The 13,741-nt window shown below is 62.3% G+C and carries 15 protein-coding genes and 1 pseudogene; 5 read left to right on the top strand and 11 right to left on the bottom strand.

What is annotated here, in order from left to right; all coding sequences use genetic code 11:
- Positions 1–518: 518 nt before the first annotated feature.
- Positions 519–1,322 carry a CPBP family intramembrane glutamic endopeptidase gene (locus ACFSOZ_RS35970; protein WP_379106144.1) on the top strand — a complete coding sequence of 268 codons (804 nt, stop codon included), beginning with the start codon at positions 519–521 and terminating at the stop codon, positions 1,320–1,322.
- A gap of 47 nt (positions 1,323–1,369) precedes the next feature.
- On the top strand, positions 1,370–1,846 hold the full coding sequence (locus ACFSOZ_RS35965) for a hypothetical protein (RefSeq protein ID WP_379106142.1): 477 nt from the start codon (positions 1,370–1,372) through the stop codon (positions 1,844–1,846).
- Between the two features lie 24 nt (positions 1,847–1,870).
- Here the strand turns inward: ACFSOZ_RS35965 and ACFSOZ_RS35960 are convergent, their stop codons facing one another.
- From ACFSOZ_RS35960 to rpoZ, 10 genes are all read right to left on the bottom strand, one after another.
- A complete protein-coding gene (locus tag ACFSOZ_RS35960) occupies positions 1,871–2,758 on the bottom strand; it encodes an aminoglycoside phosphotransferase family protein (protein WP_379106140.1) in 888 nt (295 codons plus the stop codon).
- Between the two features lie 208 nt (positions 2,759–2,966).
- The gene (era, locus tag ACFSOZ_RS35955) at positions 2,967–3,893 is read right to left on the bottom strand and encodes a GTPase Era (protein ID WP_379106138.1); all 927 of its coding nucleotides are present in this window, start codon (positions 3,891–3,893) and stop codon (positions 2,967–2,969) included.
- A 69-nt stretch (positions 3,894–3,962) separates the two neighbouring features.
- A complete protein-coding gene (rnc, locus tag ACFSOZ_RS35950; RefSeq protein ID WP_379106638.1) occupies positions 3,963–4,709 on the bottom strand; it encodes a ribonuclease III in 747 nt (248 codons plus the stop codon).
- On the bottom strand, positions 4,709–5,458 hold the full coding sequence (gene lepB, locus ACFSOZ_RS35945) for a signal peptidase I (RefSeq protein WP_379106136.1): 750 nt from the start codon (positions 5,456–5,458) through the stop codon (positions 4,709–4,711). The genes rnc and lepB overlap by 1 nt, the downstream gene beginning before the upstream one ends.
- Positions 5,459–5,535: 77 nt before the next feature.
- Positions 5,536–5,949 (bottom strand): holo-ACP synthase, encoded by a 414-nt coding sequence (gene acpS, locus ACFSOZ_RS35940; RefSeq protein ID WP_379106134.1) that lies wholly within the window; start codon positions 5,947–5,949, stop codon positions 5,536–5,538.
- Complete coding sequence (locus tag ACFSOZ_RS35935) at positions 5,946–6,545, bottom strand: DUF2062 domain-containing protein (RefSeq protein ID WP_379106636.1); 600 nt, start codon at positions 6,543–6,545, stop codon at positions 5,946–5,948. The genes acpS and ACFSOZ_RS35935 overlap by 4 nt, the downstream gene beginning before the upstream one ends.
- A gap of 260 nt (positions 6,546–6,805) precedes the next feature.
- Complete coding sequence (locus ACFSOZ_RS35930; protein WP_379106132.1) at positions 6,806–7,186, bottom strand: VOC family protein; 381 nt, start codon at positions 7,184–7,186, stop codon at positions 6,806–6,808.
- Positions 7,187–7,199: 13 nt separating this feature from the next.
- Positions 7,200–7,778 carry an orotate phosphoribosyltransferase gene (gene pyrE, locus ACFSOZ_RS35925; RefSeq protein WP_379106130.1) on the bottom strand — a complete coding sequence of 193 codons (579 nt, stop codon included), beginning with the start codon at positions 7,776–7,778 and terminating at the stop codon, positions 7,200–7,202.
- Between the two features lie 67 nt (positions 7,779–7,845).
- Positions 7,846–10,074 (bottom strand): RelA/SpoT family protein, encoded by a 2,229-nt coding sequence (locus tag ACFSOZ_RS35920; RefSeq protein ID WP_379106128.1) that lies wholly within the window; start codon positions 10,072–10,074, stop codon positions 7,846–7,848.
- A 132-nt stretch (positions 10,075–10,206) separates the two neighbouring features.
- Positions 10,207–10,608 carry a DNA-directed RNA polymerase subunit omega gene (gene rpoZ, locus ACFSOZ_RS35915; RefSeq protein WP_379106126.1) on the bottom strand — a complete coding sequence of 134 codons (402 nt, stop codon included), beginning with the start codon at positions 10,606–10,608 and terminating at the stop codon, positions 10,207–10,209.
- Between the two features lie 326 nt (positions 10,609–10,934).
- Between rpoZ and ACFSOZ_RS35910 the strand changes: the two genes are divergently transcribed.
- Together ACFSOZ_RS35910 and ACFSOZ_RS35905 are read left to right on the top strand one after the other, a co-directional pair.
- Entirely contained in the window at positions 10,935–11,516 is a 582-nt protein-coding gene (locus tag ACFSOZ_RS35910) for a LabA-like NYN domain-containing protein (RefSeq protein ID WP_010915096.1), read from the top strand.
- 11 nt (positions 11,517–11,527) lie between these two features.
- On the top strand, positions 11,528–12,184 hold the full coding sequence (locus ACFSOZ_RS35905; RefSeq protein ID WP_379106124.1) for a uracil-DNA glycosylase: 657 nt from the start codon (positions 11,528–11,530) through the stop codon (positions 12,182–12,184).
- Between the two features lie 9 nt (positions 12,185–12,193).
- Here ACFSOZ_RS35905 and ACFSOZ_RS35900 read toward each other — a convergent pair.
- Positions 12,194–12,703, bottom strand: a pseudogene (locus tag ACFSOZ_RS35900) (zinc-binding dehydrogenase); the annotation flags it as partial.
- 90 nt (positions 12,704–12,793) lie between these two features.
- Here ACFSOZ_RS35900 and ACFSOZ_RS35895 point away from each other — a divergent pair.
- A protein-coding gene (locus tag ACFSOZ_RS35895) for an IS630 family transposase (protein ID WP_417568608.1) occupies positions 12,794–13,740 on the top strand; the annotation gives its coding sequence in 2 pieces (ribosomal slippage) (positions 12,794–13,135 and positions 13,138–13,740; 945 coding nt in all).
- The last annotated feature ends 1 nt before the right edge of the window (position 13,741 follow it).

Below are 13,741 nucleotides of genomic sequence, written 5' to 3'. Positions count from 1 at the left end.
GGCTAACTACCTTTTTACGTGGGAACTTTCTACAATTGTGCCCTATATGTGGACTATCCGCCTAATTTTAGTGAAAATCAGCTGGATATTTTTTCATCCGCCAACCATCCGGTGGTGTCCGTCCACCAATCGTGTTGTGGCGTTGCGCCGAAATGCCGGGCGATGCCTGCCCTGCCGGTTTTGGTTTTGCCGGGGCGATCGGAACTCACCGGAGCGCCGTCGCGGTGCTGATTGTGACAGCAGCCAACCGTTGAAGACGATTCTATGTGAGCTGGTGGCGCGCCAATCCCGTAACGACGCGACAGCCGAGCGACATCGGCCCCACCCTCTGGAAATATCGGAAATCTTTCAGAAACCGCTCGGGATTTTTGGCCGTGCTGGCGCCAATAAGGACGGGTAGGCCGAAGCGGTCGACATGGCCTGCCAAGCAATTCGGCTGGCTCGTTCCAGATGCATGTCGACCGATCGGGCAGCCCGGCGACCTCTCACGACCAATCTGCCCGCCGAGAGGACCTGACATGACTTCCGTCCCGAGCCTGGTGCGAAGGCACCAGCTGACCGCCTTCTTTTCGCTTGCGCTTGGCCTCACTTGGCTGGCCTTCATCCCATTCTGGCTGTCGGATGGCGACAGCATTCCCTGGTTCACCTTCGGCCCGATGGTCGCCGGCTTCATCGTCGCGGCCCTGTCCGGCGGCTGGAGTTCGGTCAAGGCCATCCTCGCCTCGATGGTGAAATGGCGGGTGCACCCGTTCTGGTACCTGGTGGCATTCGGCCTGCCCTTCGGAACGCAGTTGGTCTCGATCCTGATCAATCCGCTGTTCGGCGCGGCAGCACCGGCCTGGAGCAACGTTCCGGCCCTCTCCGAAATGTTGCCGATCATCGCGCTATACGCAGTCTTCAGCGGCCCGCTCGGTGAAGAGCCCGGCTGGCGGGGTTTTGCGACGCCACGCCTGCTCGCCAGCCATTCAGCACTGGCCGGCAGCCTGATCCTCGGTGTGATCTGGGCCATCTGGCACTTCCCGCTCGGCCTGGTCGGCGACCTCAGCCTCTACAGCACGATCAACGTCGTGCTGGCGGGAATTGTGTTCACCTGGCTCTATCAGAACACCGGCAGCGTGCTCCTCGCCTTCATCATGCACGTGACACACCAGAACAGCGTGCGCTTCCTCGGCAAGGCGTTCACCGGTGGCGACTATGGGCAGCAGCAGTGGATCGGCGTGGCCATCTGGGCGATCATCGCCGTCGCCATCGTCGCCTATTACGGCACCGAAAGCTTCGTCCGCCGGCCAAGGACACAGCTCGCCGCCGCTGGCGCCGCCTAGGCTCGCAATCAGCGCGGTGTCCGACCGCGCACCGCATCCAGTCGCTGGTGCGGCTCAGCCTGCGCGACCACGAAGCGGCCGAGCATCATTTGCGGATTGCGCTCGAGCTCAATCCAGGCGACTCCGAATGCATCGAGCAGATGGGGCATCTCCTGACGATGCGCGGGCGGCCGCTCGAGGCGCTTGCCTGGTTGGCACGCGCGATCAGGATCAACCCGCTCAATCCGTACTGGTACCAGTACGATCGATCGCTGGCGCTCTACATGCTGGGCGAGTACCGGCCGGCCGCCGAAGCGCTGGAACTGGCGACGCGGTCGACGCCATGGATCCGGACACGGCTTGCCGCCTGTTATGCGCAACTCGGCAACATGAAAGCGGCAAGGCGCCAGGCTGCGTTGATCAACGCCGACGGCGGCGATTTCTCACCGGTCGACTATGCGAGGTCTGTCGTTCCATTCGAAAACACGTCCGACGCAGAGCATCTCGCCAATGGCGTGTTGCTGGCGCTCGGACAGCCGATATAGCCCCACCATCCGGGCGACATCACGTCATCCGCGCGCGTCGGCAAGCACTTCATCGATCACACGGCGGGATTTTTCAACCTCACCTGAGTTGACGCCGATGTGGCCGGCGACCGTGATCAGCGCCTTCCATAGCGTCCAGCCACGACCGCGTGCCCACATGGCCTCATCGGCCGGAAGGCCGCCGCGAAACGCGTCCCGGCTTTTGCCTTCGAACAGCGTCCAGGCTATCGCCAGATCGCAGGCGGGATCGCCCACCCCCGAAGTCCCGAAGTCGATCACGGCGCTCAACCGGCCCTGCCTGAGCAGCAGGTTTCCCCAACTGACGTCACCGTGGAACCAAACTGGTGCGCCGTGCCATGTCGCGGCCACCGCGGCCTCCCACACCGCGCTTGCGGCGTCCGTATCGATCTTGCCCTTGAGGGCAACGATGGCGTCGCGAGCTTCGCCGTCATAAACAGTCAGTGGTCCGCCGCGAAAGAAGTTGTGCTGTCCCGGCGCCGGCCCGCCGGTCGCATCGATCCGTTGCAAGGCAACCAGGAACGCAGCCAGGTCTGATGCAAATTGCGGGAGGCTGGCAATACGCTGCCGCTTTGCCGTCTCGCCTTCGATCCAGCCATAGACGGACCAATGCCAGGGATAGTTTTCGGCAGGCACCCCCATCGCCAGCGGCACGGGGATCGACAGCGGCAAGAGAGGCGCCAGTCTGGGCAGCCAGCGATGCTCCTTTTCCACCTGCAGGGAATAGGCGGCAGCGCTTGGCAACCGCACGGTCATCTCGTCACCGAGATGAAAGGTCCTGTTGTCCCAGCCGCCAGACACGACCGGCCTGACCGCAAGATCTTTCCACCGCGGAAATTGCGTGGCGATCAACCGGCTGACAAGCACTGTGTCGATGTTCGGATTGCTGTCCATGGACCCAATTGTTTCGACGCAATTCCGGGCGGAAAACCGCTTCCACACTTTTCCTGGAATTGCTCTCTTGTTTCGACGCAATTCAGGACGGAAGCCGCTTCACACTTTTCCTGGAATTGCTCTAGCGCGGAAACTCAAGGGTACGTGAGCACCGGAAGCGCAGGAAGCTGCCGTTTGCAGGCCGGCATCACCTGAATATCGACACACGTTAGCGCGGGAATTCGAGCCCCATCTCACGGTAGCGCTCGGGGTCGTCGCCCCAGTTCTCGCGCACCTTGACGAACAGGAACAGGTGCACCTTCTGTTCGAGGATACCAGCGATCTCGATGCGCGCCGCCTGGCCTATGGCGCGGATGGTCTCGCCCTTGTGGCCGAGCACGATCTTCTTCTGGCTGTCGCGCTCGACATAGATGGTCTGGTCGATGCGCACCGAGCCGTCCTTCTTCTCTTCCCATTTCTCGGTCTCGATGTGGGAGGAATAGGGCAGTTCCTGATGCAGCCTGAGATAAAGCTTTTCGCGGGTGATCTCGGCCGCCAGCTGGCGCATCGGCAGGTCCGAAATCTGGTCTTCCGGATAGTACCAGGGACCAGCCGGCAGGGTTTCGGCGAGATAATCGAGCACGTCCTTGCAGCCGGAACCGGTCAGCGCGGAGACCATGAAGGTGCGCTTGAACGGCACCCTTTCGTTGGCTGCCGCCGACAAAGCCAGCAGCGCCTCGTGCTTGACGCGATCGACCTTGTTGAGGATCAGCACCATCGGCTGGCGGACATCCTTCAGCCGTTCGAGGATAGCGTCGGCATCGCCCCGGATGCCGCGCTCGGCGTCGATCAAAAGCAGCACGATATCGGCATCCTTGGCGCCGCCCCAGGCGGTGGTCACCATTGCGGTGTCGAGCCGCCGCTTGGGCTTGAAGATGCCCGGCGTGTCGACGAAGACGATCTGCGCATTGTCATGCGTGGCGATGCCACGCACGATGGCACGCGTCGTCTGCACCTTGTGCGTGACGATCGATACCTTGGCACCGACGAGTTGGTTGACCAGTGTCGACTTGCCCGCATTGGGGGCCCCGATCAGGGCGACAAAGCCGGAGTGCGTGACGACTGCTTCCGTAGCCGGCTCTTCGGTGGCGGTCATGCCGCGCTCCCTTCATTAGTGCGCCGCGCGTCCACTTGGACGCGCAAAGGACGCTCTAAAACTTTAAATCTACGCATCGTGCTTTCCAAAAATCGGCTCCGATTTTTGGGCCGATGCGTTGGCCCAGACGCCTTCGCGCAAAAGAAATGCCGAGGCTGCCGCTTCTTCCGCGGCCCTGCGCGAGCCGCCGGTGCCGATAGAAGGCGCAAAGCCGCTGACTTGCAAGGACACCGTGAAGACCGGCTGGTGATCAGGCCCTTCACGTTTTTCGATCACATATTCGGGGCGCGCGTCGCTGGACTTGGCAATCCACTCCTGCAAATCGGATTTCGGATTGAGCGGCTTTGCCACAACCGTGCGCGAACGCGGCTCCCAGTAACGCAGGACGAAGCGCCGCGCGGCGTCGATGCCACCGTCAACATAAACTGCCGCGATCAGGGCTTCGACCGCATCCGCCAGATAGTTTCCGCCCGAGCCACGCGACCGCGTCTTCAAGGCAGCGTCGGCCCGGACCAGATCCTCCAGCTGCATTTCGATACCGATTTCGGAGCATGTTTTCGCATCCACCAGCGCATTGAAGCGGGGCGCGATTTCACCCTCCGGTGCGTCAGGAAACTTTTCGAACAGCATATCGGCGACCACGAGCCCAAGCACGCGGTCGCCCAGGAATTCGAGACGCTGATTGTTGCTGGCCGCCTTGACCGCGCTGGAATGCGTCAGTGCGGTCTCAAGCAAGCGGAGATCTTTGAAGACATGGCCGGTCTTGGCCTTCACCAAACCGGCCAGTGTTTCACCTGTCGGGCGCTTCAAAGCCATCAATTGACGAAGTGGAACAGGCGCGAAGCGCGCATCAGCGACGGCCATTTCCAGATTTCGAGCGGGCTCGCCTTGCCGGCGATCGAGAAGAAAACAAGATTGGCGCGGCCAACCAGATTTTCTTCGGGAACGTAGCCGACAGTGAAACGGCTGTCGGCGGAATTGTCCCTGTTGTCGCCCATCATGAAATAATGGCCGGCCGGCACGTCGAATTCGCGGGTGTTGTCGCCGATCGAGTTCGAATTCAGGTCGAGCGTGTCGTAGCTGACGCCATTGGGCAAGGTCTCCCGGTAGACATCGATTGGGCGCGATTCCTCGGTGATGTCGGGATTGTCGATCTGGCCGGTTTTCACGCGCGGCACGCCGACGCCGTTGATGAACAGCTGGCCGTCCTTGACCTGGATCTTGTCGCCCGGCAGGCCGACCACGCGCTTGATGTAGTCGACCGACGGATCAGGCGGGAACTTGAACACCACCACGTCGCCGCGCTTCGGCGCGGAGCCCCAGATACGACCCGAAAAGATGTCGGGGCCGAAAGGCAGCGAGTAGCGGGAATAGCCGTAGGACCATTTGGTGACGAACAGATAGTCGCCTTCCAGAAGCGTCGGCCGCATCGATCCCGACGGGATCGAAAAGGGCTGGAACAACAGCGTGCGGATGACCAGGGCGAGCAAAAGCGCCTGGACGATGACGCTGACGGTCTCGCCAAGGCCGCCGGATTTCTTCTCAGATTTTTCAGCCACGCTCATGTCGTCCTCGATTGTGCGTTGGATGGTATAGAGTCTCGGCGCGCGCTGGGCAACGTCGTGCCGGTCGTCAGATGCAATCAATGTGGCGCTTCTTCGACGGGCAACGCCTCGATGATCACAAAGGCTTGAGCGAGCGGGAAATCATCGGTGATGGTGAGGTGGATTGCCGCCCGATGGCCCTTTGGCAGGATTTTGTCCAGCCGCGCCCGTGCCCCTCCCGTCAGCGCCATGGTCGGCGCGCCGCTGGGCAGGTTGACGACACCCATGTCGCGCCAGAACACACCTTGTGCCAGACCGGTGCCCAGCGCCTTGGCGCAGGCTTCCTTGGCGGCGAAGCGCTTGGCGTAGGACGCCGCGCGCGCGCGGCGGTTCTCGGATCGGGCCTGTTCGACCTCCGTATAGATTCTCTGGATGAAGCGCTGGCCGTGACGATCCAGCGACTTCTCGATGCGTCTGATATCGATCAGGTCGCTGCCGATGCCGATGATCATCGTGCGGCGGAACCGACGGTTCCACCGGGATGAGACGATTGCCCATGCCGGCTTGCGCGCTCGGCAAGGCGTTTGCGCCGCTGCTCGCGGAAAGCGTTCATGCCCCAGCGCGTGATGGCGTAGAACAGGAGGCCGAACATCAGCCCGAGCGGCACCGCGCCGATCAGCATCGGCTCAAGCACGGGTTTCCACAATTGCGCGAAGGAAAGATTGTGCAGCATCTCGCCCAGATGCGCAGGCGGGCCATGCGCCGGCAGGCGGTCATGCAGGATCAGCTTACCGGTTTCCCAGGAGGCGCCCCACAGCAGCGGAAAGGTCAGCGGGTTGCCGAAAAAGACCGCGCCGAGGGCAGCAGCCACCAGGTTGCCGGCGATCACCCAGCACAGGACGAAGGCAATGACAAAATGGAACCCAACGGGAAAAAACGAGGCAAAGACACCGGCCGCGACGCCGGCAGCCACCGCGTGCGGCGTGGCCTTCAGCCGCAGGATGCGCTTGGACAAATACTGAAACGAACGCGAAAACGAGCGGCGCGGCCACAGATAGGTACGCACCCGCTCGAAAAGGCCATCAGGCTTGCGGCGTCGAAAAAGCACTCTATACCCGTCCACAGCTCCCGCACCGGCACTTTCAGCCGGGCGGGGCAACACATCTTGCGCTTGACGATCGCCCAATGGCAATCGCAACCCTTGATATAACGACGCGGTGGCGGAAGAACAACCAAACACCGCGTGCGCGGCGCGCGCTTGTTGCCGCCCTTTCGGGGCGGCATTCCTCGCTTCGAACATTGGACAATCGCGGCGAATTTAAGGAACCGGCATTATCGCATCGCCGAAAGACGCAGCGCCGCCAGCGGCTACGGCAAATATTCGCTGACCTCGACCAGATTGCCGTCCGGGTCGCGGAAATAGACCGACATCAGCGGACCTCGGGCGCCGACGCGTTCGACCGGCCCGAGTTCCACGACCACGCCATTGGCCGCGAGACGATCGCAGACCGCGCTCAGTGGCCGGTCGGTGATCAGGCAGAAGTCGCCCGAGCCGGGCGTCGGCGCCTTCGCCTTCGGCTCGAAGGTACGGGCGACCTCATGCACATTGATCTTCTGTGTGCCGAAAGCCAGCGCTGTCGGCCGGCCCGGCGCATCGATGCGTTCAAAACCCAGCACGCGCTGATAGAAAGCGCAGGTCACTTGCAGTGAAGCCACCGTCAGCACGAAATGATCGATGCCGGCGATCATTTCCGCCTCCCCGTCAGATATTGCGGCTGCCGGGCTTGATCGCCGGGATGGCGGCGAGTTCCGGCGGCAAACGGTCGGCCGGATAGGCCGGAACCTCATATTCGGCGAGCGCGATCAGCGGCACGCCAACATGGGTCTTGCCGGCTGAACGGTCGATGATGCAGGCGGCGGCAACCACTTCGGCGCCAAGCTCGCGCAGGCACTCGATGGTCTCGCGGATCGACAGGCCGGTGGTGACGATGTCCTCGACAATGACGACACGCGCGCCTCTGGCGATCTCGAAGCGGCGCAGGCGGAACTCGCCCCCTTCCCGCTCGACCCAGATGGCCGGCACGCCGAGATGGCGCGACGTCTCGTAAGCCGGGATCAGCCCGCCGATCGCCGGACCGACGACATAGTCGATCTTGCCCGGCACGCCAGCGCGGATCTTTTCGGCCAGTGCCTTGCATAGCCGCTCGGTCTTGTCGGCATGCATGAACACCCGCGCCTTTTGTAGAAAGACCGGGCTTCTCAGGCCTGAAGTCAAAATGAAATGCCCTTCGAGAACAGCACCCGCCTCGCGGAAAATGCCCAGCACTTCATCGGTGTTCATTTCTGCCTCTTTTTGATTGACCAATGATCTTTTCCGAAAACCGGCCCCCACTTTTCGGGATCATGGTCTAGCCGTTGACGCGCCTTGCATCGCTGACGCTCGAATTGTCCTTGAGCTGCGAGAGCAGCCGGTTGAGGTGCTTCAGATCCCAGACTTCGAGATCGATCAGCATTTCGGTGAAGTCGGGCGCGGTCCGCACCATCGACAGCGTATGGATGTTGGCGTCGTTTGAGGCAACGACCTGGGCGATATCGGCGAGCGAACCCGGCGCATTGATGGCGGTGACCGAGACGCGCGCCGGAAACCGTTCCTTGGTGCGCTCGTCAATGTCCCAGCGCACGTCGATCCAGCGTTCGGGCTGGTCGTCGAAGGCCTGCAGCGCCGGCGACTGGATCGGATAGATGGTGATGCCGGTGCCCGGCTGGACGATGCCGACGATGCGGTCGCCGGGCACCGCTCCTTCCGGCGCGAAACGCACCGGCAGGTCGCCACGCACACCGCGGATCGGCACCGCGCCATCGCGTGGCTGGTCCTTGTCCTTGCGCGCGGCACGGCCCGGAATCTGGAACAGCATGCCGGCGGCGTTGCGGATCTTCGACCAGCCCTCCTCGCGCTGCTTGGGTGCTGCCGTGGTGACCCGCTCGTCCTTGTAGTCGGGAAACACCGCCTTCATGACATCGGTGGAGGCGAGCTCGCCACGGCCGACCGAGGCCAGCACGTCCTCGATGTCCTTGCGCGCCAGCCGGTGCAGCACCTGCTTCAGGCTTTCCTTGGTGAAGGTCTTGCCGGCGCGTTCGAAGGCGCGTTCCAGGATGCGAATGCCGAGGCCAGAATATTGCTTGCGGATGGCATTCTTGGTGGCACGGCGAATGGCCGAGCGCGCCTTGCCGGTGACGACGACCGATTCCCACGCCGCCGGCGGCACCTGCGCCTTGGAGCGGATGATCTCGACCTCGTCGCCGTTCTTCAGTTCTGTCATCAGCGGCATGATGCGGCCATTGACCTTGGCACCGACGCAGGTGTCGCCGACATCGGTGTGCACCGCATAGGCAAAGTCGATGGGCGTGGCACCTCGCGGCAAGGCAATCAGCATGCCTTTCGGGGTGAAGCAGAACACCTGGTCCTGGAACAATTCCAGCTTGGTGTTTTCGAGAAAGTCTTCGGGATTATCACCCTCGGCAAGCTGCTCGATGGTGCGCCGCAGCCAGGCATAGGCGTTGGTTTCCTTCGAGATCGCGTGGGCGGCACCGTTCGTCTTGCCGCCGGTATCCTTGTAGATCGAATGCGCGGCGACGCCGTATTCGGCGATCTTGTTCATCTGGTGGGTGCGGATCTGCAGCTCGACGCGCTGGCGCGACGGCCCGACAATGGTGGTGTGGATCGACCGGTAGTCGTTCTGCTTCGGCGTCGAGATGTAATCCTTGAAGCGGCCGGGCACCATCGACCACGTCGTGTGGATGGCGCCAAGCGCCCGGTAGCAGTCCTCGACCGTCTCGACGACGACGCGGAAGCCGAAAATGTCGGACAGCTGCTCGAAGGACAGCGCCTTGGCCTCCATCTTGCGAAACACCGACCACGGCTTCTTCTGGCGGCTTTTCACGCCAGCCTTGATCGCATGCTTTTCGAACAGCGTGGACAGCGCCTTCTCGATCTCGGACAACACATCCTTGTTGCGCTCGAAGATTTCGGCGAGGCGGGCGGTGACGGCGCGATAGGCTTCCGGATTGATGTAGCGGAAGGCGATCTCCTCCAGCTCCTCGCGCATGCCTTGCATGCCCATGCGCCCGGCCAGCGGCGCGTAGATGTCCATCGTCTCCTCGGCGATGCGCAGGCGCTTGGCCTCCGGCATATGGTCGAGGGTGCGCATGTTGTGCAGGCGGTCGGCGAGCTTGACCAGAAGCACGCGGACGTCTTCCGAAATCGCCAGCAACAGCTTGCGCAGGTTTTCCGCCTGCTCGGCCTTCTTCGAGACGAGGTCGAGCTTCTTGAGCTTGGTCAGCCCCTCGACCAGCTTGCCCATTTCGGGCCCGAACAGCTCGTCGATCTCGGCCCGCGTCGCCGTGGTGTCCTCGATGGTGTCGTGCAACAGGGCGACCGCGATCGTCGCCTCGTCCATATGCATTTCAGTGAGGATGGCGGCGACTTCGAGCGGATGCGAGAAATAGGGATCGCCGGAAGCGCGCTTCTGGTGGCCATGCTTCTGCATGGCATAGACATAGGCCTTGTTGAGCAACGCCTCGTTGACGTCAGGCTTGTAGCGCTGAACGCGCTCGACAAGCTCATACTGACGCATCATGGGCGGGATCTCGCAGCGGTGAAATGAATCATGCGCCGCACTGCTGTACGGCGCATGTCATAGATAGCCACGAAACTGCCGATACGGAAGTGCCGGACGATTATTCCAGCGACCTTCGCAACAGAGGTTCGCTTAGTAGTCGTCGCTCTTTTCCGGGGGCACCAGGCCTTCGATGCCGGCGAGGAGATCTTCCTCGGTCATCCGGTCGAAGGTGATGTTCTCTTCGACGTCATCGGCGTCGGTGGCCGCGACTGCGGCGCCGGTCTGGTCGGCAATCGCCTCGCCATCGGCCTCGGGCTCGTCAACCTCGACGTGCTTCTGCAGCGAGTGGATCAGGTCTTCCTTGAGGTCGTCGGGCGACAGTGTCTCGTCGGCGATCTCGCGCAGCGCCACGACCGGGTTCTTGTCGTTGTCACGCGGCACGGTGATCGGCGCGCCCTGGCTGATCTGGCGGGCGCGGTGGCCGGCAAGGAGCACCAGCTCGAAGCGGTTGTCGACCTTGTCGATGCAATCTTCAACGGTTACGCGGGCCATGGATTGCCCCTTTCATGCGATGGATTTAATGGAAAACAGGCGCGGTCCTTAACCCGAACGCCGCCAAAATACAAGCATCATGGCAATGGCCGGGTCGCAGGGCGCCCAATCCTTCGTTTAGACACCCGATTCGGCAGAACCAGGCTGCATCCATGGGTTCGGCGTCCCGATCACAATTGCTTGCAGTGCGGCAACCGCCCTTGGATTGCCGCGAAACTGGCGTTATCTCGGATAGGGTAACGGTCAGCCGGTTTATTATGAGCCTGACCGATAGTCGCCAGCGCATTTCGTTTAGACGGCCGCTTATTTCGAAAGGACTATTTTCCATGTTCGACCCTCGTGAAAAAATCGCCCTATTCATCGACGGCGCCAATCTTTACGCCACCTCGCGCGCGCTCGGCTTCGACATCGACTATCGCAAGCTTCTGTCGAGCTTCCAGAAGCGTGGCTATCTGCTGCGCGCTTACTACTACACGGCGCTGGTCGAGGATCAGGAATACTCCTCGATCCGTCCGTTGATCGACTGGCTCGACTACAACGGCTTCAAGGTGGTGACCAAGCCGGCCAAGGAATTCACCGACTCGACCGGCCGCCGCAAGATCAAGGGCAATATGGACATCGAGCTTACCGTCGATGCGCTGGAACTCGCCGATGTCGTCGATCACTACGTCATCTTTTCCGGCGACGGCGATTTCCGCACGCTGGTCGAGGCGCTGCAGCGGCGCGGCCGCAAGGTGTCCATCGTCTCGACCATGGCCTCGCAGCCACCGATGATCTCCGATGATCTGCGCCGGCAGGCCGACCATTTCATCGACCTGACAACGCTGAAGAACGAAGTCGGCCGCGATCCGTCCGAGCGGCCGGTGCGTCGGCCCGAGCCGGCCGAAGTCGACGAGGACGACTACTGAGGCCGGTCGCCTTGACCGCCCTCTCCCGCTCCGAACCCGGCCGCGACTGCCCGCTCTGCCCGCGGCTGCATGACTTCATCGCCGAATGGCGGCAACGCGAGCCGTCCTGGTTCAACGCGCCGGTGCCGACCTTCCTGCCACCTGATGGCGACGATGCCGTCCGGCTTCTGATCGTCGGGCTGGCGCCCGGCCTGCGCGGCGCCAACCGCACCGGACGGCCCTTCACCGGCGACTACGCCGGCGACCTGCTCTACTCGACGCTGATTTCGCATGGTTTTGCGCGCGGTGAGTTCAAGGCGCGGCCCGATGACGGGCTGGAGCTGGTCGGCACGGCGATCACCAATGCGGTGCGCTGCGTGCCGCCGGAGAACAAGCCGGTGGGCGCCGAGATCGCCACCTGCCGGACGTTCCTGGTGCCGACGATCGCCCAGTTTCCCAATTTGCGCGCCGTGCTGGCGCTGGGATCGATCGCGCACCAGTCGACCGTGCGCGCGCTGGGTGCGCGCATCGCCGCCTATCCGTTCAAGCATGGCGGGCAGCTGCCGGCCGGCGGCATCACGCTGTTTTCGAGCTATCACTGCTCGCGCTACAATACCAACACCGGTGTGCTGACCGAGGCGATGTTCGTCAGCGTCTTCAGCGAAATCGCGGCGTTCCTGCAGAAATAACGCCGCCCTTCAGAACCCTTCCAGCACGATCTTGCCCTTGGCCCTGCCGGTCTCGATGAGCGCATGGGCGCGCTTCAGATTGACGGCATTGATAGGACCGAAGGTCTCGCCCAGTGTGGTGCGGATGGTCCCGGCATCGACAAGCCGGGCCAATTCGTTGAGGAACTCACCCTGCGCGGCCATATCCTGAGTCTCGAACATCGAGCGGGTGAACATGAACTCCCAATGCACAGAGACGCTCTTGCGCTTGAACGGATTGACGTCGAGCGATTTGGGATCGTCGATCAGTCCGAAACGGCCTTGCGGCGCGATCAGTTCGGCGATCTCGGCCAGGTGCCGGTCGGTGTTGGTTGTCGAGAACACAAAGGCTGGTGCGCCGATGCCGAGGGCTGCGACTTCAGCAGCGAGCGGCCTGGAATGATCGACGACATGATGAGCGCCGAGCCCAAGTGCCCAGTCGCGCGTCTCGGGCCTCGATGCAGTGGCGATCACCGTCAGATCGGTCAGTTGGCGCGCTAGAGCGGTTTTCCCTTAATCGGAGTCGTTTGTTTGCAGTGAACGGCTTGTTCTGATTCCCTGATCGAAGTGATTTGCGGAAGGAGCAGCGGCATGGCACGAGCTTACAGCCTGGATTTGCGGACGCGTGTTATCGAGGCGATAGAGGCAGGCCTGTCGACCCGAGAAGCGGCACGGCGGTTTGCCATCGGGATATCGACGTCTGGTGCATGGTATCGGGCCTGGCGTTCGAGCGGCAATCTGGAACCTGGGCGGCAGGGCAAGCCGAAGGTATCGAAGCTGGACGCGCACGAGACTTTCATTCTCGCCTTGGTCGAGACCGATGAGCGGGACATCACGCTTGCCGAGATCGTCGATCGCCTTGCGGCAGAGCGCGGGGTCAAAGCCAGCCTGACGACGGTCCATGCGTTCTTCGCAAAGCGTGGCATCACGTACAAAAAAAGACAGCGCACGCGGCCGAACAGCAGCGACCGGATGTTTTGGCAGCGCGGGAAGAGTGGTTCGAAGGCCAACTCGATCTCGATCCGAGCCGCCTGATCTTCATCGACGAAAGTGGCCTCAATACCAAGATGGCCCGGCTACGAGGCCGCTCTGCGCGTGGACAGCGTTGCCGGGCGGCTGTTCCTCATGGGCACTGGAAATCCACGACCTTCACGGCCGGCCTGCGCCTCGACGGGATCGTCGCGCCCTGGCTCCTGGACGGCGCCATGGATGGCGAAGCATTCCTGGTCTACTTGCGCCGCGTCCTCGTGCCGACGCTTCAACCCGACGATGTCGTCGTGATGGACAACCTGCCTGCTCATAAAGTGGTCGGTGTCCGCGAAATCATCGAGGCTGCGGGGGCTTCCCTTCGCTATCTTCCGCCCTACTCCCCGGACTTTAACCCCATTGAGATGGCCTTCGCCAAGCTGAAGGCTTTACTGCGAAAGGCAGCAGCCCGGTCCATCCCGGAATTATGGGACGCCGTGGCCGTCGCCATCGATCGTTTCCACCCCAAAGAATGCGAAAACCTGTTCGCCCACGCCGGCTACGATGCCTAAC

It is taken from the genome of Mesorhizobium newzealandense (assembly GCF_042682145.1).
In the GTDB taxonomy this organism is placed as follows: Bacteria; Pseudomonadota; Alphaproteobacteria; order Rhizobiales; family Rhizobiaceae; genus Mesorhizobium; species Mesorhizobium newzealandense.
Note: the sequence above shows the minus strand (reverse complement) of the source record. Positions and strands in the feature narration are given on the sequence as shown.

Coding starts and splice junctions, on each gene's coding strand:
- era (WP_379106138.1), bottom strand. CDS start 3,893: ATGACCGCCACCGAAGAGCCGGCTACGGAAGCAGTCGTCACGCACTCC.
- pyrE (WP_379106130.1), bottom strand. CDS start 7,778: ATGAACACCGATGAAGTGCTGGGCATTTTCCGCGAGGCGGGTGCTGTT.
- acpS (WP_379106134.1), bottom strand. CDS start 5,949: ATGATCATCGGCATCGGCAGCGACCTGATCGATATCAGACGCATCGAG.
- ACFSOZ_RS35920 (WP_379106128.1), bottom strand. CDS start 10,074: ATGATGCGTCAGTATGAGCTTGTCGAGCGCGTTCAGCGCTACAAGCCT.
- ACFSOZ_RS35910 (WP_010915096.1), top strand. CDS start 10,935: ATGTTCGACCCTCGTGAAAAAATCGCCCTATTCATCGACGGCGCCAAT.
- ACFSOZ_RS35930 (WP_379106132.1), bottom strand. CDS start 7,186: ATGATCGCCGGCATCGATCATTTCGTGCTGACGGTGGCTTCACTGCAA.
- rpoZ (WP_379106126.1), bottom strand. CDS start 10,608: ATGGCCCGCGTAACCGTTGAAGATTGCATCGACAAGGTCGACAACCGC.
- lepB (WP_379106136.1), bottom strand. CDS start 5,458: ATGAGCGTGGCTGAAAAATCTGAGAAGAAATCCGGCGGCCTTGGCGAG.
- ACFSOZ_RS35960 (WP_379106140.1), bottom strand. CDS start 2,758: ATGGACAGCAATCCGAACATCGACACAGTGCTTGTCAGCCGGTTGATC.
- rnc (WP_379106638.1), bottom strand. CDS start 4,709: ATGGCTTTGAAGCGCCCGACAGGTGAAACACTGGCCGGTTTGGTGAAG.
- ACFSOZ_RS35970 (WP_379106144.1), top strand. CDS start 519: ATGACTTCCGTCCCGAGCCTGGTGCGAAGGCACCAGCTGACCGCCTTC.